Annotated in this window: 12 protein-coding genes; 5 read left to right on the top strand and 7 right to left on the bottom strand. The window is 64.4% G+C overall.

Annotated elements, in window-relative coordinates:
* Positions 1–68 precede the first annotated feature (68 nt).
* Entirely contained in the window at positions 69–2078 is a 2010-nt protein-coding gene (locus DFO63_RS05735; RefSeq protein WP_119006577.1) for a M13 family metallopeptidase, read from the bottom strand.
* Between the two features lie 222 nt (positions 2079–2300).
* Positions 2301–4403 (bottom strand): M13-type metalloendopeptidase, encoded by a 2103-nt coding sequence (locus tag DFO63_RS05730; protein ID WP_049445607.1) that lies wholly within the window; start codon positions 4401–4403, stop codon positions 2301–2303.
* 560 nt (positions 4404–4963) lie between these two features.
* Between DFO63_RS05730 and DFO63_RS05725 the strand changes: the two genes are divergently transcribed.
* Entirely contained in the window at positions 4964–8080 is a 3117-nt protein-coding gene (locus DFO63_RS05725) for a TonB-dependent receptor (protein WP_049445606.1), read from the top strand.
* Positions 8081–8198: 118 nt separating this feature from the next.
* On the opposite strand, the gene DFO63_RS05720 is transcribed toward DFO63_RS05725, so the two are convergent.
* Positions 8199–11006: a TonB-dependent receptor gene (locus DFO63_RS05720; protein WP_049445604.1), complete on the bottom strand. Its 2808-nt coding sequence runs from the start codon at positions 11004–11006 to the stop codon at positions 8199–8201.
* 412 nt (positions 11007–11418) lie between these two features.
* Entirely contained in the window at positions 11419–14208 is a 2790-nt protein-coding gene (locus DFO63_RS05715) for a TonB-dependent receptor (protein WP_119006576.1), read from the bottom strand.
* 213 nt (positions 14209–14421) lie between these two features.
* Here DFO63_RS05715 and apbC point away from each other — a divergent pair, with 213 nt between their 5' ends.
* Together apbC and dcd are read left to right on the top strand one after the other, a co-directional pair.
* Positions 14422–15276, top strand: coding sequence for an iron-sulfur cluster carrier protein ApbC (apbC, locus tag DFO63_RS05710; protein WP_049445600.1), 855 nt, complete (start codon positions 14422–14424; stop codon positions 15274–15276).
* Between the two features lie 78 nt (positions 15277–15354).
* The gene (dcd, locus tag DFO63_RS05705) at positions 15355–15927 is read left to right on the top strand and encodes a dCTP deaminase (protein WP_014037995.1); all 573 of its coding nucleotides are present in this window, start codon (positions 15355–15357) and stop codon (positions 15925–15927) included.
* Positions 15928–15992: 65 nt separating this feature from the next.
* Here the strand turns inward: dcd and DFO63_RS22100 are convergent, their stop codons facing one another.
* The 3 genes from DFO63_RS22100 to DFO63_RS05695 are packed head-to-tail and all read right to left on the bottom strand — an operon-like array spanning position 15993 to position 17266.
* Positions 15993–16160 (bottom strand): DUF5668 domain-containing protein, encoded by a 168-nt coding sequence (locus DFO63_RS22100; RefSeq protein WP_005418011.1) that lies wholly within the window; start codon positions 16158–16160, stop codon positions 15993–15995.
* Positions 16161–16175: 15 nt separating this feature from the next.
* Complete coding sequence (locus tag DFO63_RS05700; protein WP_014037994.1) at positions 16176–16598, bottom strand: HIT family protein; 423 nt, start codon at positions 16596–16598, stop codon at positions 16176–16178.
* Positions 16595–17266, bottom strand: a complete 672-nt coding sequence (locus DFO63_RS05695) for a dienelactone hydrolase family protein (RefSeq protein WP_049445708.1) — start codon at positions 17264–17266, stop codon at positions 16595–16597. Before DFO63_RS05695 ends, DFO63_RS05700 begins: the two co-directional genes overlap by 4 nt.
* Positions 17267–17631: 365 nt before the next feature.
* On the opposite strand from DFO63_RS05695, the gene DFO63_RS05690 reads away from it, so the two are divergent.
* Both DFO63_RS05690 and DFO63_RS05685 read left to right on the top strand, forming a co-directional pair.
* Positions 17632–18090, top strand: a complete 459-nt coding sequence (locus tag DFO63_RS05690) for a hypothetical protein (RefSeq protein WP_014037992.1) — start codon at positions 17632–17634, stop codon at positions 18088–18090.
* Positions 18090–18434, top strand: a complete 345-nt coding sequence (locus DFO63_RS05685) for a hypothetical protein (RefSeq protein WP_014037991.1) — start codon at positions 18090–18092, stop codon at positions 18432–18434. The genes DFO63_RS05690 and DFO63_RS05685 overlap by 1 nt, the downstream gene beginning before the upstream one ends.
* Positions 18435–18512: the final 78 nt, after the last annotated feature.

The following is an 18512-nucleotide window of genomic DNA, read 5'->3' as shown; positions in this document are numbered from 1 at the left end:
GATCGTGCTGCACCCGCAAAAAAAGGGCGCCCGAAGGCGCCCTCTGTATTACGGGTACGGCGGTTGGCTCAGCGCCAGACCTTGATCTGGTCGGCTTCGCTGCGCTGCATCGGCTGGCCGGCCTTGCAGCTGAAGGTGGCACCGAAGGCCGGCAGATTGGCCAGCGTGCCATTGCTGCGCCACAGGCCCGGCGCGCGGATGTCGGCGGTCAGGCGGCGCACCGCTTCGTTCGGCGACAGCTGCTGTGCCCACAGGGTCGACCAGGCGCGGAAGAAGCCCTGCTGCTGCGCCTGCTTGGCCTTCGGCTCCTGCGCGGTATAGGCCGCCCAGGCCAGCTCCAGGCCGGCGATGTCGGCCAGGTTCTCTTCCTGGGTGAGCGTGCCGTTGACCTTGGCACCCTTCACGCCCGGGAAGTCGTAGGCGCTGTACTGCGCGGCCACGCGGTTGCCGAGCAGGGTCCAGGCGGTCTTGTCGGCCGGGGTCCACCAGCTGCGCAGTTCGCCCTTGGCGTCGACCAGCGCGCCCTTGGCGTCGATCGCACGGGTCAGCTCATGGCCGACCAGACCACCGAAGCTGCCGAACTTGTCGGCGGCGTCGGCCTTGGCGTTGAACACCGGGCCCTGCAGGATCGCGGCGGTGACGATCAGGCGGTTCTGTGCCAGGTCGTAGGCCAGCGACGGCTGCTGCGGCAGCACATCCCAACGGCGGTCGGCGTTGCCCTTGCCGATGCGCTTCATTTCCTCGCGGTGGCGCCAGGTCGAAGCGATCAGCATGTTGCCGCCGAACGAGCCGCGGCCCATCGGCTGCACGCTGTAGTCGAGGTCGCGCAGCGGGGTGCCGATCTCGATCTTCAGCGCGGCCAGCTTGGCCTGCGCTTCGGTCTTGGCTTCGGCGCTCATCCAGCTGTTGTTCTTGACCGCCTCGATCTGCACTTCGCGCAGCTTGTCGACGATCCACGCCGCCTGGCGACGGTCTTCGGCCGACAGGTAACGGGCCGCATACTCGCGGCCGACCATCGGGCCGGCGGCCACGTTGATCGCGTCCAGCACGTCTTCCCAGCGCTGCGGCGGCAGGGTTTCGCCACGCAGCACGCCGCCACGGAACTCAAACTCTGCGTCGCGGTAGGCCTTGGACAGGTACGGCGCCATCGAGTCGCCCACGCGCCAGCGCAGGTAGGCCTTCCACTGGTCCGGCTTGAGCTTGGTGACCATGCCATCGAGCTGCTTGAACAGGCCCGGGTCGGCCAGCGAGACCAGGTCGTCGTCCACGCCCTGTGCCTTCAGGAACGCGTCCAGCTGCAGGTTGCGGTAACGGCTGTTGAGCTCCTTGGTGGAGATCGGCGCGTAGTTGTTGAACGGGTTGTTGATGCCGGCCAGCGACTGCGCATTGCGCGCCAGCTCGGTCTCCAGCGCGATGACCGACTGCGATTCTGCATCCAGCTTGGCCGCCGGGGTGCCGGTCAGCGCCAGGATCTGCTTGACGTAGTTGCGGTAGCGGCCCATCAGCGCCACGGTGTCGGCGTCGGTGCGGGTATAGAACGCCGGATCCGGCAGGCCCATGCCGCCCTGCATGAAGTAACCGATGTGGCGGTCCAGTGCCTTCAGGTCGACGTCCGGGCCGAAGTTGAAGGCGACCGGGATGCCGATCTGGTGCAGCGCGGCGATCGAGGCCGGCACATCCTTGGCCTTCTTGATGGCGTTGATGCGGGTCAGCAGCGGCGCGATCGGGTTGGAACCGTCCGCTTCCACGGCGGCTTCGTCCAGGCCGCTGGCCCAGAAGTCGCCCAGCAGCTTCTGCACGTTGCCCTGCGGCGACTTCATTGCGGCGTCGAGCAGTTCACGCTGCTGCTGGCGGCTGCGGTCGACCAGCTGGCCGAGCGCGGTGGTGGCACCGGTCTGCGGCACCGGGTTGGCCTTCAGCCAGCCTGCATTGGTGGCGTCGTAGAAGTCGCTGCACTGGGCGCTGACGGCCGGGGCGCGCGCGGCCTTCTTCTTGGCGGCGGCGAACGCATCGTGGGTCGGGACCAGGGTCGCCAGGCTGATGCCCAGGGCGATGGCAAGCGGACGGAAATTGGGCATGTGGAACGAATCCGTGATGGATTGAGGGCGCGCGCACTATAGCAAGCCGGGCATGGGCGCGGCATGCACGCATCACGCTGCTTTCGCCGACCAAGGTCGGCCGCTACCGGGGAGTGCCGAGATCAGTAGATCCACGCCATGCGTGGATGAAAAACACCCCGGAAAAACAAAGGCCCGGGAATTCCCGGGCCTTTGCAGGTCTGCCGCAGCGTCAGCCGTGGCTTACCAGATCACCACCTGCTGCTCGCCGGTGCGGGCCATCGGCGAACCGGCCTTGCACTGGAACGCGGCAGCGAAGGTCGGCAGGTTCGACGGCGCACCCATGGCGCGGAACTGCGCCGGGGCGTGCGGGTCGGTGGCCAGGCGGACCTTGGCGTTTTCCGGGGTGTACTTGGTGCGCCACACGGTGGCCCAGTTGAAGAAGAAGCGCTGGTCGCGGGTGAAGCCGTCGACCTTCGCATCTTCCTTGCCGGCGGTGGCCTTCTGCAGGGCGTCGTAGGCGGTGGCCAGGCCGCCCAGGTCGGCGATGTTCTCGCCCAGGGTCAGGTGGCCGTTCACTGCCTGGCCGTCGACCTTGTACTGGTCGAACTGCTTGACCAGCTTGCCGGTGAGGCCTTCGAAGTTCTTCTTGTCGGCTGGGGTCCACCAGTCTTCCATGTTGCCGGTCGGCCCGAAGCGTGCGCCCTGGTCGTCGTAACCGTGGGTCATTTCATGGCCGATCACCGCACCGATGCCGCCGTAGTTCAGCGCGTCGTCGGCCTTCGGGTCGAAGAACGGCGGCTGCAGGATGGCGGCCGGGAACACGATCTCGTTCTGCAGCGGGTTGTAGTAGGCGTTGACGGTCTGCGGGGTCATGCCCCACTCGGTCTTGTCCACCGGCTTGCCGATCTTGGACAGGTTGAACTTGTAGTTGAACTCGTTGGCCGCGCGCACGTTGCCCAGGAAGCTGTCGCGCTGGGTCTGCAGGCCCGCCCAGTCACGCCACTTGTCCGGGTAACCGATCTTCGGGGTGAAGGTTTCCCACTTGGCGATGGCCTTGGCCTTGGTTTCTTCGCTCATCCAGCTCAGGCCCTGGATGCGGTCCTTCAGCGAGGCGGCGAGGTTCTTCACCAGTTCTTCCATCTTCGCCTTGGCTTCCGGCGAGAAGGCAACCTTCACGTACAGCTGGCCGAAGGCTTCACCGGCATCATTCTCGATGGTGCCCAGCACGCGCTTCCAGCGCGGCTTCTGTTCCTTCTGGCCGTTGAGGGTCTTGCCGTAGAACTCGTAGTTCTCCTGCACGAAGGCATCGGCCAGGTACGGCGAGGCGCTGTCCACGGTGTGGAAGCGCAGGTAGGCGCGCCACACCGACGGATCGGTGTCGGCCAGCGACTTGCTCACTTCCTCATGGAAGGCCGGCATGGCCAGCGAGAACTTCTCCGGCGCGGCCACGCCCTGCGACTTGAAGAACTCGGTCCAGCTGAAGTTCGGGGTCAGCTTGTCGGCGTCGGCCAGGGTGACCGGGTTGTAGTACAGCTCGACGTTGCGCGACAGCTCCACGCGCGACTTGGAGGCCTTGGCCAGGCGGGTTTCGAACTTGACCACGTCCTCGGCCTGCTTGGCCGCATCGGCCGCGGCCACGCCGGACAGCTCCAGCACCTTGGCGACGTGCGCCTGGTAGGCCTTCAGCTTGTCGGCGTTCTTGGCATCGGTGTAGTAGGTGGTATCCGGCAGGCCCAGGCCGCCCTGGCTGGCATAGGCCATGTTCATGGCGGAGTTCTTGAAGTCCGCTTCGGCGCCGAAGCCGAACAGGATGTTGTCACCCTTGGCGGCGCTGGTGCGCAGGTAGTTGGCGATGGCCGCCTTGTCCTGCAGGCCGTCGATCGCAGCCAGGTCGGCCTTCAGCGGCTCGATGCCCTGGGCATTGATCTTTGCCTCGTCCATGCCGGTGGCCCACAGGTCACCGACGATCTTCTCGATGTGGTTCGGATTCTTGACCTGCGCGACCTGTTCGGCCAGCTGGTGCTGCACGGCCACCGAGCGCTCGTCGAGGATGGTGAACGCGCCCCAGCTGGTGCGGTCGCCCGGGATTTCGTTGGCGGCCAGCCACTTGCTGTTGACGTAGTCGCCGAAGGCGGTGCAGGCGTCCTTGGTGGTGTCCAGGTCGCTCGGCTGGAAGGCGTTGTAGGCCGGCAGCTTGCTGTCGTCCAAGGTGTAGTTGGTGGCTTCGGCGGTGGCCGGGGCGGAGGCGGCGGCGTCCTTGGCCGGGGTTTCAGTCTTGCCGCAGCCAACCAGCGCGGCCGAAACGGCCAGGGTCAGCAGCACGATCTTGGGAGTACGGGTCACTTGAATGGCCTCCAGGCCGAGTGAGTCAGGGAGTGGCCGCAGGTGCGACCGTGGGCCGAACGATACGCCGCCGGCCAGACCTGCAAGGGTGTCGAAGGTCATGCCCCTGCGCAAGGGGCGCACAGACGCCAGAAGGGCGGCGCAGAAGGGCACCCCAGGCTCCGCCGAAGCGCCGAACGAAGGCCGGCCCTCTCCAGTTGCATTGGGTGAATTGATTATGAATCCGTGTTCGCAGTTGCCGAGGATGCAGGCGCTGGATGGCTGCCGGGACAGGACGTGTCCGGAACCCTGTCCAGGGCGTGCGATGGTTGCCGCGGGTTCTGGTGGTGTCGACTCAAGGTGCTGATTGGAAAGGATTATTGGAGAAATCCTCGGGCCAGCTCACGCCCTCATGCTCTATTCCACGGTGTGTCATATGAAATTGAACTTTTGCTGAATGTTGCCGTTTCGTGTCGATCTGTGTATGAATTCCGTTATCGGCACGTGAACAGTTGCTGACTACTTTTCCTCTGTCTTGCCGATGCAGAGCTTTTTATGCCTTCACTTTCAGAGAGAGAGACATGGAGAAGACTCGCCCACTACCCCGTAATCCGTTGAGTCTCGCGCTCACCTCGGCCATCCTGCTTGCCGTCGCCCTGCCTGCCTTCGCGCAGGAGGGAGAGGCTGCCAAGGAGACTGCCGAGAGCGCGAAGAAGGCTTCCAATGAAGCCGCGGCCACCCAGCTGGACCGCATCACGGTAACGGGCTCGCACATCTACCGCGCCGGCTATGACACCCTGGAACCGGCCGCCGTGGTGTCCCGCCAGGACATCGAGGCGTACGGGCACACCAACCTGATCGATGCGCTGACCAAGATTCCCGGTGTTTCTGCCGGCGTCTCCTCGCGCGGTGATCAGGCCGGCTTCGGCGCAGGCGTGAACTTCGCCAGCCGCTTCGGTCTCGGCAGCAACCGCCTGCTGACCCTGGTCAACGGTCGCCGCTTCGTGACCTCCGCACCGCCAACCGTGTTCGGTGCGGGCGGTGGCTCGGGCATCCAGGTCGACATGAACTCGATCCCGACCGTGATGGTCGAGCGTGTGGAAAGTCTGAGCATCGGTGGCGCCCCCACGTATGGTTCCGACGCCATCTCCGGCGTGAACAACATCATCCTGCGTGACAAGTTTGAAGGCGCTGAAGTTGAGATCGGCTTTGGCAGGACCACCAAGAACGACAATGACCGTTACTCGTGGTCCGCCATTTTCGGCAGCGGTTTCGCCGATGGTCGTGGCCACTTCACCATCGCTGCCGAACTGGACAACAGCGAAGGCGTGAACGCGCTCCAGCGCGACTTCTACCGCAACGGCTACAGCCTGCAGACCAATCCGACGGCAGCGAACGTGGCGCGCTTCCAACCATGGCGTACCCCGGGCAATGACGGCCGCATCGATCCCAGCATCCCGTTCAATACCGGGCCGGCTGACGGCATCGCCGACCAGGTCTGGATCCGCAACCGGCGCATCTCCAGCATGACCTTCGGTGGCTTGATCATGCCATCGGACATCCAGGTGCGGCGCAGCTACCAGCGTAATGCCACGGGTGAGTTGAACGGCTTCGGCCCGAACAACAAGCTCTGGCACTTCAACAACAAGGGCGACCTGGTTGCCTTCGATCCGGGCATCTCCTATCCCAGCGGCAATGCGTCCGGTGGCGATGGCCTCAACCTCAATGAGACCGTCCCGCTGATCGCTGACCTCGAACGCCGTACGGTCTATTCGACCGGCAGCTTCGACTTCAACGACAACGTGCGTGGCTTCTTCGAACTGTCGCACTACAGCGCCACCGCGCGCGAGACGTTGGACCAGAACGTCTACAACGCCGCCGGCTTTGGTGCCGCAAACCCCGATGGCAGTGGTGACCAGAGCGGCGCGATGCTGTTCAGCGCGAACAATCCGTTCCTCAGTGCCGAGTCGCGCCGCATCCTGGCTGAGAACGGCATCACCTCGTTCCGCCTGTCGCGCTCCTCGCGCGACCTGAGCATGAACAACGCCAGCACCGATACGCGCCTGAGCCGCATCGTGCTCGGCCTGGACGGCTTCTTCGATATCGGCGAGCGCCGCTTCAACTGGGAAACCAGCGTGACCCACGGTCGAGGCGACTTCGACTACAAGGGAACCGGCCTGATCCAGCAGAACTTCATCAATGCGCTCAACGTGAAGCGCGATGCCAGCGGCAACATCGTCTGTGATGCATCCGCCCCGGGCACCACTGCCGATCCGAACTGCCGCCCGCTGAACCTGTTCGGCGAGAACCAGGCATCGCCTGAAGCACTGGCCTATGTGTCGACGCCGACCCTGGCCAAGGCACGGACGCGCCAGACTGTGTTCAACGCGTCGGTGACCGGTGGCCTGTTCGACCTGCCGGGCGGCGAGTTCTCCTTCGCCGCAGGCGTGGAGCATCGTCGCGAAGAAGGTTCATTTACTCCGAGCGAGTACCAGCGGCTGGGGCAGGGGCGTTCGGTGCCGATCCAGGGCGCCAAGGGCGACTATCACACCAATGAAATCTTCGCCGAGTTCCTTGCACCGCTGTTCAATCCCGACTGGGATCTGCCGGGCCTGCACCGCCTGGACGTGACCCTGAAGGGCCGCCGTGTGGTCAACTCGGTGGCCGGTGGCTTCAATGCGTACACCTATGGCATCCAGTACGAGCCGTTCGCGGGAATCCAGCTGCGCGGCAGCAAGACCCAGTCGCTGCGTGCACCTTCGATTGCCGAGCTCTACACCTCGCTGCAGCCTGCGTACTACAACATCCCGGAAGTGTGCTCGGTGTCGGCCATCAACGGCGGCACCAATCCCGCGATTCGCCGCCGCAACTGCGAAGCCTTCTTCCAGGCCTACCCGGGTGCGGACCCGGCAACGTTCCAGGCGTCGCCGACCAACACCCTCGGCTCGGTCAACGGCTATACCGGCCTGAAGAACGAGAAGGCAAAGTCCTGGACAGCGGGCATCGTGTTCGCACCGGACTGGGCGAAGGGCCTGCGGGTCGCGGCCGACTGGTATGACATCAAGATCACCGATGTGATCACCAGCCTCAGCCCGACCGACATCATCACCGGCTGCTTCGACAACCCGGACTTCAATGCCTCCGACGTGCCCAACGCCAACCGCTTCTGCAGCCTGGTGACGCGTAATCCGCTGAGTGGTGCGGCCACCGATATCCGTACCGAGTACGGCAATGGCCCGGTGCTGATGTTCCGCGGCTGGACGGCCGAAGTGGACTACAACTGGGACATGGGCCGATTCGGCCAGGTGGCACTGGGCTTCTACGGCTACATGCCGAAGAACCGTGGCCAGGCCGCCAACGCGGATGTGCCGTTCGTGGAGCGCGTGGGTACGTTCGACGAGCCCAAGCGCCAGTTCCGCTGGACGGCGCAGCATGCCATCGGCAAGTGGAGCTATGGCGTGACGTCCAACTACACCAGCGGCTCGCAGTTCAGCCTGACTGCAACCCCGGAAAGCCGGCAGTACTTCAAGCGTGACAGCTGGACGACCTGGGATGCCAATGTCAGCTACCGCCTGACCGACAACGCACGCGTGAACCTGTCGGTGCTGAACCTGTCCGACGACATCGGTCCGTTCCCGTACGTGCTGGACGCGCTGGGCCGTCGCTACATGGCCAGCCTGCGCTACAGCTTCCGCTGAGCGGAAGGGCCGGAAATCGGCAGGCCCTGGTGTACCAGGGCCTGTTCTTCCGAACGGTCATGCTGGACACGAAAAAGCCCCGCCATGGCGGGGCTTTTCCGTTGCTACGGTTGCTGGATTACTTCACGCCGAACGCGTACTTGGCCTGCACGTAGATCGCGCGCCCGTAGGCGTTGTACAGGTAGTTGTTGTACGGCTGGCCGCTGGTGCCGGCGTAGCTGTAGCGCTGGTTGTCCGGCATCTTGTTGAACACGTTGTTGACCATCAGCGACAGGGTCAGGTTCTCCATCGCGCGGTAGTTCACGCTCAGGTTGTAGGTGGTGTAGGAGCCCCACTTGCCAGCCTTGTAGCCGGAGCTGTGGACGTAGTCATAACCATTGCCCACGTAAGCCATGTAGTTCGGCGTCTTGCCGATGTAGTTGGCGTACAGGGTGGTGGTCCAGTTGTCCTTGGCCCAGCCGATCGAGCCGTCCGCGCGCACCTTGGCGTACGAGTCGTACACCCACATCGCGTATGGGTCGTGCAGCAGGTCCAGGTACTCGTCACCCGGCTGCGGCTGCAGCTTGCGCTTGAGCATGTCGGTGTAGTTGGCCGAGAACTGCAGCGAGCCGAAGCGACCGATGTCCTGCACGTACTTGAAGCTGGCGGTCAGCGCTTCCAGGTTCTGGCGGGCGACGTTCATCTTCGGCGTGTAGATCTCATCGAGCACGCCCGATGCATCACGGGTGATCCAGTCACTGACGTTCTGGCAGCTGGCCGAGGTGTTGTTGGACTGGCCGTTGCGGCAGTAGTACTCGGCCAGCAGCAGCTGGTCGGAGCTGAGCGTGTCGACCTCGTTCTTGATCTTCCAGTTGTAGTAGTCGACCGACAGCGACAGGTTGTTGATCGGTGCCCAGACCACGCCTGCGTTCCAGACATCGGCGGTGATCGGCTCCAGGTCCGGGTTGCCCGAGCGGGTGCCGAACACCGAGACGCTGTCGTACGGGCAGCCGGTGGTGTTGGCCGGGTCGTAGCCCAGCTGGCCGCAGCGGTAGTAGTCGGTGGAGCCGTTGGCGTAGTAACCACTGCGACCCTGGAAGGCATCGGAGAGGGTCGGTGCGCGGAAGGCGGTGCCGTACTTGCCGCGGAACAACAGGCTTTCGATCGGACGGAACTCGATGCCGACGCTGTAGGTGGCCTTGTCGACGGTGTTGCTGCCGATCTTGAAGGCGTCATAGCGGCCGGAACCGGTGACGGTCAGCGTTTCCAGCAGCGGCATGCGCAGTTCGGTGGTCACCGCGTAGTTGCTGCGATGGCCGGCACCGGACACGGCGGTGGTGCCCCACACGCTGCCGTCCATCAGGCCCGGGTCGGGCGTGTAATCCCAGCCTTCGCTGCCACCTTCGACAACCACGGCGAAGCCGGCATCGCCACCGGGCAGCTTGAACAGCGAGCCATTGGTGACCTGGGCACGGGCCAGGTTCTGCCAGGTGCGGCTTTCGCTGTAGCTGTAGCCGGTGAAGCTCTGGAAGTCGCCGGCGGGCAGCGGCGCATAGAACGCTTCCCAGTTCGGGCTGTAGATGTCATAGCCGGTGCTGGTGGTGCCCAGTACCGGGCCCAGCACGCGCTGCTCGAAGTAATCGTTGATCGGGTCGTTCCAGCGCACGAAATTGCGCTCGGTCAGCTTGTACTCGCCACGGGTGAAGCTGAGGCTGTAGTCCCAGTTGCCTGCGGTCCCGCGGCCGCCGAGGGTGACCTGGTAGGCCTTGTTGCGGTCGGTGTTCATGATGTCGCGGTAACCACCGCCACCGATGTCCTCTGGCGCGAACACGCGCTGCAGGTTCATGTACTGGCCGCTGGCCTGGTCATAGAAGCGGCCCCACCCCGAGGAGGTGCCCCACCAGGTGTAGCCGGAACCGGTTGCGTACTTGACCTCTTCCAGGCTGTACAGCGCATCGCCGAACAGCTGGAAATTGTCGTTCACGTCGAAGGTGGCCGAGCTGTAGATCTGCCCGCTTTCCTTGCCGTTCTTGATGGTCTTGTAACCGGTGCCGTAGACCGAGCCGCAGGCCTGGCCGGTCGGCCGGGTGCCGAGCACGGTGGTGCCGTCGAACTGGCCCGCCACGTTGGCGCACAGGTTCGGGTCCATCATCGCGTAGCGGTTGTTGGCGGCCGGCAGCAGAACCAGGAAATCATTGGAGACGTACTGCGGGCTGTAGCCGTCGGGGTTGTTGACCTTGGTCAGGTCACGCTGGTAACCCCAGATCGGGCTGGTCTTTTCATACTGCACGTTGACCAGTGCATGGAAGCGGTCGTCCTTCGAATTGAAGCCGCGTGCACCGCTGAGGCGGAAACTGTTGCCGCCGCCTTCGCTGTAGGCGCCACCACGCACATTGAGCACGCCGCCATCCATGCGCTCCTTGAGGATGATGTTGACCACGCCGGCGATCGCGTCCGAACCGTACAGCGAGGACTGGCCGCCCGGCAGGATCTCGATGCGCTCGACGATGTCGATCGGGATGCCGCTGATGTTGTTGAAGGTATCGCCGCCGTTGTACAGCGCCGGATACGAGAGCATCGGGCGGCCGTTGATCAGGTACTTGGTGTAGCCCGGGCTGAGGCCGAACATGCCGGCCGCTTCGGCGCCCTGGGTGAAGGATGCGGAGGTCTGGCCGCCCTGCAGGCCGCCGGTGGACAGCGAGGACTGCTGCAGGACATCGGCGACGCTGGTGAAACCGCGGGTCTGGATATCCTCGGCGGTGACGGTCAGGACCGGCGTGTGGTTCTCGATCTCGGTCTGCGGAATCAGCGATCCGGTGACGGTCACACGGTCAAGCTGGGTCGGCGCATTGCCGTCCTGGGCCAGGGCGGTACCAGAGGCCAGGAGGGTGCCGAGCAGGGCGAGGGTCAGAGGGTGGCGCGACAGCGTGGAACGTTGGCGAGACATGGTGGATCCCCGTAGTGAGCAATGTCTTGGCGGCGCACTCCCTGCGCATTAATGATTCGTTCAGTGTGATTCCATTCAGGTCGACCGTAACACGTCGTTAACGTTGCCAACACGGGCCTGTCACATCCACGTGCGTCCGTAGAGCGGAAAAAAGCTTCTGAATCAATGGGTAAGGTGATTTGTTTTGGCATGTTTCAAAAGATGGCGACGTGCAAGGGAGCATGTCGACGTTGCGAATGTCCCTTCAGAATCAATGCGTTGTGATCCACCGGCGTTCCCTTGAACGCAGATGTTTGTGCGGTGTCGATCACGCTTTTTGCTGCAGGCCGGTCGAGGCGTTCAGCGCTCCAAAAAAAAAGGCCCCGCCGAAGCGGGGCCTGGTCCAGACACGGAGTCCGGAATACGACGGGGATTAGAAGTCGTACTTGACCTGGGCCGAGATCTGACGGCCGTAGACGCTGTAGAAGCCGTCGTTGAACGGGGTCGATTCGTTGCCCGGGTAGTTGTAGCGCTGGCCTTCCGGCAGCTTGTTGAACACGTTGTTGACCATCAGCGACAGGGTCAGATCGTCCTGCGCCTGGTAGTTCAGGCTCATGTTGTACGTGGTGTACGAGCCCCACTTGCCGGCCTTGGCGCCGGAGGAGTGGACATAGTCATAGCTGCGGCCGGTGTAGGCCAGGTAGTTCGGGGTGCTGCCGACGTAGTTGGCGTACACGGTGGTGGTGAACTTGGAGATGGCCCAGCCCACCGACACGTCGCCACGGACCTTGGCGAAGTTGTCGTAGTACCACATGTTGTACGGATCGCTCAGCAGGTCCAGCTTCTGCGCACCCGGCAGGGCCACCACTTCACGCTTCAGCATGTTGGTGTAGTTGCCGGAGAACATCAGCGAACCGAAGCGGCCCAGATCCTGCTGGTACTTGGCACCGACGGTCACCGCTTCCAGGTTCTGGCTGGCCACGTTGAGCTTCGGGGTGTACACGCGGGTCAGGTTGCCACCGGCGTCGCGGGTCACCCAGTCGGTCACGTTCTGGCAGCTGGCCGAGGTGTTGTTCGGCAGGCCGTTGTGGCACTGGTACTCGGCCAGCAGCAGCTGGTCGGTGCTCAGCGTCTTGACCTCGTTCTTGATCTTCCAGTTGTAGTAGTCGACCGACAGCGAGAAGTTGCTCACCGGGGCCCACACCACGCCTGCGCTCCACACGTCGGCGGTGATCGGCTTCAGGTCCGGGTTGCCGGACTTTTCGCTGTACACCGAGGTGGTCTTGTAGAACGAGCAGGCTTCGTCACGCAGGGCGTAACCCATCTGGCTGCAGCGGTAGTAATCGTTCTGGCCGGAGGCGAACGAGCCGCTCATGCCCTGGAAGGCATCGGACAGGGTCGGCGCGCGGAACGCGGTGCCGTACTTGCCGCGCAGCAGCAGGCTTTCAACCGGGCGGTATTCCAGGCCGATGCTGTAGGTGGCCTTGTCGACGGTCTTGTCGGCGATCTTGAAGGCGTCATAGCGGCCCGAGGCGCTGATGGTCAGCGACTCGAACACCGGCATGCGCAGTTCGCTGGTCACCGCGTAGTTGCTGCGGTGGCCGGCACCGGCCACGGCGCTGGCGCCCCAGGCGTTGCCATCGATGAAGGCCTGGTCGGGCGAGTAGTCCCAACCTTCGCTGCCGCCTTCCAGCACGACGGCCAGGCCGGCGTCGCCGCCCGGCAGGGAGAACAGCGAACCGTTGGTCACCTGCACGCGACCCAGGTTCTGCCAGGTCTTGCTGCGGTGGGTGCCATAGCCGGTGAAACTGGCGAACTGGTCCGGGGTGATCGGCGAATAGAACGCGGCGTAGTTCGGGTTGTAGATGCCGAAACCATCGGCGGTGGTGCCCAGGCGCGGGCCCAGCACGGTGTCGCCGAAGAAGCCTTCGATCTTGTCCTTCCAGCGCGCGAAGCGGTTCTGGTCCAGGCGGTATTCGCCGCGGGTGAAGCTGGCGCTGTAGTCCCAGTCGCCGACCATGCCCTTGCCGCCCAGGGTGACCTGGTAGGAACGGCTCTCATCGGAGTTCAGGATGTTGTTGTAGTGGCCCGGGCCGATTTCTTCCGGTGCGAACGCGCGCTGCAGGTTCACGACCTTGCCCAGGCCCTGGTCGTAGAAGCCGCCCATCACCGACTTGGTGCCCCACCACAGGGCGCTGGAGCCAGAGGTGAACTCGGTCTTTTCCTTGCTGTACAGCACGTCGGCGAACAGCTGGAAATTGTCGTTCACGTCGAAGGTCATCGACGAGTAGAACTGGCCGCTGTTCTTGCCGTTCTTCAGGGTCTTGTAGCCGGCGCTGTACACCGAGCCGCACGATTCGCCCGATGCACGCTTGCCGACGGTGGTGGTGCCGTCGTACAGGCCTGCCACGTTGGCGCAGCGGGTCGGGTCCATCATGTACAGCTTGTTGTCGGCGTTGCCGATGACGGCAAAGTCGTTCGACGGCAGCTGCGCGGTGTAACCGACCGGGTTGTTCTGCTTGGTGATGTCACGCTGGTAGCCCCAGATCGGGCTGCCGTTTTCGATCTGCACGTTGACCAGCGCGTGGAAGCGGTCGTCGAACGCGTTGAAGCCCTTGGCGGCGCTGAAGCGGATGTTGCTGCCACCACCTTCGGTGTAGGTGCCGCCACGGATCGACATCGTGCCGCCGTCCATGCGTTCCTTCAGGATGATGTTGACCACGCCGGCGATCGCGTCCGAACCGTACAGCGACGACTGGCCGCCCGGCAGGACTTCGATGCGCTCGACGATGTCGATCGGGATGCCGCTGATGTTGTTGAACGACTCGCTGCCGTTGTACAGCGCCGGATACGAGAGCATCGGGCGGCCGTTGATCAGGTACTTGGTGTAGCCCGGGTTCAGGCCGAACATGCCGGCGGCTTCGGCGCCCTGGGTGAACGCACCCGAGGTCTGGCCACCCTGCAGGCCGCCGGTGGTCAGCGACGACTGCTGCAGCACTTCAGCAACGCTGCTGAAGCCGCGGGTCTGGATGTCTTCGGCGGTGATGGACATCACCGGGGTCTGGGTTTCAACCTGGGTCTGCGGGATCAGCGAACCGGTGACGGTGATCTTGTCCAGGTTGGTCGCCTTGTCCTGAGCCATTGCCGGGGCGGCGGCCATCAGAGCGGAAATCAGGGCGAGGGTGAGCGTGTTGCGACGTGCGGTATTGCTGACGTGTTTCATGTAGTTCCATTGGAGAGCAAAAACAAAAACGGCACTGCGCATGCGCCATCGCGCGGGCCGGAACAACCGGCTCCACAGCTCAAAACAGTGCTTATCGAACGTAACATGAACTTAACAATCTGTGCACGAATCTGTCGCAATCCTGAATTTCAGTCAGGTTACGTCCAGCTTGTATGATGTCGGGTTATCCCCCTGACCCCGCCGGTGCTCGTTGTGAACAGTTCTCCCCGCCGTCCCCATGTCAGCCAGGTCCAGAAGGGACTTACGCCGCATGCCCGCATCCGCAACGTGATCGCGGTCGGTTCGGGCAAGGGCGGCGTCGGCAAGTCCACCACCTCGGTGAACCTGGCCGTGGCGCTGCAGCAGCTTGGCGCGCGCGTGGGCGTGCTCGACGCCGACATCTATGGCCCCAGCGTGCCGGCCATGCTGGGCCTGTCCGGCCGCCCGGAAAGCCCGGACAACAAGAGCATCGAGCCGCTGCGTGCGTTCGGCGTGGAGACCATGTCGATCGGCTACCTGATCGAAGAGGACACGCCGATGATCTGGCGTGGCCCGATGGCCACCTCGGCGATGACGCAGCTGTTCAACGATACCCTGTGGGACGACCTGGATTTCCTGCTGATCGACCTGCCGCCGGGCACCGGTGACATCCAGCTGACCCTGACCCAGAAGATTCCGCTGGCCGGTGCAGTGATCGTCACCACGCCGCAGGACATCGCCACGCTGGATGCGAAGAAGGCGTTGAAGATGTTCGAGAAGGTCGAGGTGCCGGTGCTGGGCATCGTGGAGAACATGGCGGTGCACACCTGCAGCAGCTGCGGGCACATCGAGCACCTGTTCGGCGAGGGCGGTGGCGAGCGCATGGCCGCGCAGTACGGCGTGCCGCTGCTGGGTTCGCTGCCGCTGCAGATCGGCATCCGTGAACAGGGCGATGCAGGCACCCCGATCACCGTCGCCCAGCCGGATTCGGCGCCGGCCCAGGCCTACCGCCATGCCGCACAGCGCCTGATCGAGGAAGTCGGCAAGCGCCCACGGGCCTCGATCCCGATCCTGTCGTCGCTGCTGTAAGTGCGGGTGCAGGGGCCGCCGGCGCAGGCCGGGCCCCTGCTAGAATCCTCGCGCCCCCTCGTACCCCCAGGACAAAGCATGAGCATCAAGAGTGACCGTTGGATCCGCCGCATGTCCGAGCAGCACGGCATGATCGAGCCGTTCGAGGCCGGGCAGGTGAAGCAGGCCAACGGCCAGCGCATCGTCAGCTATGGCACGTCCAGCTATGGCTACGACGTGCGCTGCTCGCGCGAGTTCAAGGTGTTCACCAACATCAACTCGACGATTGTCGACCCCAAGCATTTCGACTCGGGCAGCTTCGTCGACATCACCGCCGACGAGTGCATCATCCCGCCGAACAGCTTCGCGCTGGCGCGTACCGTCGAGTACTTCCGCATTCCGCGCGATACGCTGGTGGTGTGCCTGGGCAAGAGCACCTACGCGCGCTGCGGCATCATCGTCAACGTGACGCCGCTGGAGCCGGAATGGGAAGGCCACGTCACCCTGGAATTCAGCAACACCACGCCGCTGCCGGCGCGCATCTATGCCAACGAAGGCGTGGCGCAGATGCTGTTCTTCCAGGCGGCCGCCGATGACGTCTGCGAGACGTCGTACCGCGATCGCGGCGGCAAGTACCAGGGCCAGACCGGCGTGACCCTGCCGCGGACCTGAGTTGTTCTGGAGCCGAGCAAGGCTCGGCTCTGCATGGGCGAAGGCGGCGCTTGCGCCGCCTTTGCTTATTTGCCGCGACCGAACAGCATCGCGATGCCGACACCCACCAGGGCCACCGGCCACCAGGTCAGCAGCAGCTTGGACAGGTTCAGGTGCGTCCAGCCGAGATTGCTGGCGAGCATGAACAGGCCGATCAGGATCAGCAGGACGGCGGCAACGAGGTTGAATCGCATCGGGTCGGCGAAGGCTCAGGACTGGGCCGGATATCCTAGCCGTTCCTTCCAGTAGGCGACATGCTGGTCCAGCGCCGCCGGCTCGTAACGGTGCGCCGGGCCGCTGCCCCAGACCGGGCCCGGCCAGGCCGGATCACCGTCATGGCGGCCGATCACATGGAAGTGCAGCTGGCGCACGATGTTGCCCAGCGCCCCGATGTTGATCTTTTCCACCCCGTCGGAGCCCTTCAGGGCCTTGCAGGCGCGGTTGAGCTCGGTGCGCAGCTTGTCCTGCTGCTCGCCGTCCAGCTCGATCCACTCGGTCACCCCGGCCAGGCGCGGTACCAGTACCAGCCAGGGGAATCGTTCGTCGTTCATCAGCCGCACTTGCGACAACGGTCCTTCCGCCACCAGCACGCTATCGGTGGCCAGGCGTGAATCGAGTTCGAATTCGCTCATCCAAGATGCTCCGAGAAGAAGTCCAGGGTGCGTTGCAGCGCCAGGGCGGCGCTGTCTGGATCATACGCATGTCCGACCTCCCGGTTGAAGGCGTGATCGGCCGGATAGACATAGGTGGCCATCTGCGGCAGCTTCTCACGGTGGGCCTGGACCGCTTCCGGCGGGATGCTGCGGTCCTGGGCACCGAAGTGGAAGATCACCGGGGCCTTGGGCGTTTCGTCGAGGAACTGCACGTTGCGCGCACCGTAGTAGCTGACCGACGGCAGCCCCAGGCGCACTGCGGACAGCATCGCCACCGTGCCACCCCAGCAGTAGCCGACGGTGCCGACCTTGCCCTGCGGTGCCAGCCGGGTTGCCGCGGCCCGCACCACCTCCAGCGCCCGTTCCATGCCCAGCGCGCCAACCCGTTCCAGGCCCTGTTTCACGCCTTCGGCGTCGTAGGGCAACGCGTCCGGATCGGCGTCGGGGCCGTCGAGCAGGTCGAAGAACGAGGGCGCCAGCACCGCATAGCCTTCAGCCGCGAAGCGCTCGGCCACGCTGCGGATGTGCGGATTGGCGCCGAAAATTTCCTGCACCACCACCAGGCCGCCGCGCGCGGTGCCTTCCGGCAGGGCCTGCCAGGCCCGTACCGGGCCGTGATGCGTATCCAGGGTGATCCACTCGGCCATCGTCATCTTCCTCGTTGCTGGGAACAGAGCTGCATTGTCGGTGCTGCGCCGGTTAGCGCGGCGTCAGCGGCTGTGCCGGATCGGGCGGCTGCGGGCGTGCGGCAGTGCGTTCCCAAGGCGGTGCAGAGGGCTGTTTCTGCATTGACCGGTGCACACCCGCAGCCTAAGCTTTCAGCCACGATGACATACAAGCCTCCGGCGCGAGCCGGGGGCTTTTTTGTTGTCCGCGTGTTGCCGATCGCAACACGCAACCGGTGGCTGTGACGGGCCAGCCACGATGACCCACTGCAGGCAGCCCCGAGCCTGATCACCCCGAACCCCAGCCGCCGCAAGGCGGCTTTTTCATTTCCAGGAGATTCAACACCATGTCCATCAATCAAGCCATTTCCGCCCAGGACTCCGCGCTGTACGTGAAGGCCGGCACCGCCCCGACCGCGCCGAACAATCCGGCCGGCTATACCGAAATCGACGGCCTGACTGCCTTCCCGTTCGGCCGCGGCCAGGCCAACACCCTCGATGCCACCAACCTGCGTTCGAAGCAGATGGAGAACATCGCGGGCCTGTCCGGCGGCCAGGCCGTGCAGGTGTCCGGCCACCGCTGGCCGGTCGGCAGCTCGGCAGGCCAGGAGATCCTGCGCGACGCCGATCCGGATGCCGACCTGCATTTCCTGATGGTGCTGCCCACCGGCGATGCGGCCACCTTCGTCGCCAAGGTCGCCGCCTTCAACGTGGCCCCGGGTACCAACCAGGTGCTGACCTTCACTGCGGACCTGCTGCCGCGTGAGTTCGCGCTGGTCACCGTGGCCGCTGGCGGCACCCCGTGATGCTGTTGGGCAAGCAGCAGATCCTGGACGCACAGGATCGCCGGCACGAGGACGTCGCCGTACCCGAATGGGGCGGCAACGTGCGCGTGGCGATGATGTCGGCCCGCGACCGTGATCGCTGGGAGCAGGAGACCTATGGCGGCGACACGCCCAAGGTGGATGACTTCCGTGCGCGATTCGTCGGCCTGTGCCTGGTCGATGAAATGGGCGAGCGCCTGTTCTCCGACCATGAGGTGGCCCAGCTGGGCACCAAATCGGCCGCGGCGCTGGATCGCGTGTTCCGTGTCGCACAGACGCTCAATGCGCTCGGCGATGCGGCCGTGGGAGAGCTGGAAAAAAACTGATCCGCCGGCCTGAGCGCCGGCTTCAGTTCCGGATCGCGTGGAGGCTGGGCCTCCCGCATCCGGACCACCTGCTGGCGG

The organism is Stenotrophomonas sp. AG209, from assembly GCF_003550055.1.
Lineage (GTDB): Bacteria > Pseudomonadota > Gammaproteobacteria > Xanthomonadales > Xanthomonadaceae > Stenotrophomonas.
The sequence above is the reverse complement of the archived record's forward strand: the minus strand, read 5'-3'. Positions and strand labels throughout refer to the sequence as shown.

Excerpts from the sequence above, each read along its gene's own strand:
- DFO63_RS05715 (WP_119006576.1), bottom strand. The coding sequence starts at position 14,208 with ATGAAACACGTCAGCAATACCGCACGTCGCAACACGCTCACCCTCGCC.
- DFO63_RS05700 (WP_014037994.1), bottom strand. The coding sequence starts at position 16,598 with ATGAGCGAATTCGAACTCGATTCACGCCTGGCCACCGATAGCGTGCTG.
- DFO63_RS05690 (WP_014037992.1), top strand. The coding sequence starts at position 17,632 with ATGTCCATCAATCAAGCCATTTCCGCCCAGGACTCCGCGCTGTACGTG.
- DFO63_RS22100 (WP_005418011.1), bottom strand. The coding sequence starts at position 16,160 with ATGCGATTCAACCTCGTTGCCGCCGTCCTGCTGATCCTGATCGGCCTG.
- DFO63_RS05725 (WP_049445606.1), top strand. The coding sequence starts at position 4,964 with ATGGAGAAGACTCGCCCACTACCCCGTAATCCGTTGAGTCTCGCGCTC.
- DFO63_RS05685 (WP_014037991.1), top strand. The coding sequence starts at position 18,090 with ATGCTGTTGGGCAAGCAGCAGATCCTGGACGCACAGGATCGCCGGCAC.
- DFO63_RS05695 (WP_049445708.1), bottom strand. The coding sequence starts at position 17,266 with ATGGCCGAGTGGATCACCCTGGATACGCATCACGGCCCGGTACGGGCC.
- DFO63_RS05720 (WP_049445604.1), bottom strand. The coding sequence starts at position 11,006 with ATGTCTCGCCAACGTTCCACGCTGTCGCGCCACCCTCTGACCCTCGCC.
- DFO63_RS05735 (WP_119006577.1), bottom strand. The coding sequence starts at position 2,078 with ATGCCCAATTTCCGTCCGCTTGCCATCGCCCTGGGCATCAGCCTGGCG.
- dcd (WP_014037995.1), top strand. The coding sequence starts at position 15,355 with ATGAGCATCAAGAGTGACCGTTGGATCCGCCGCATGTCCGAGCAGCAC.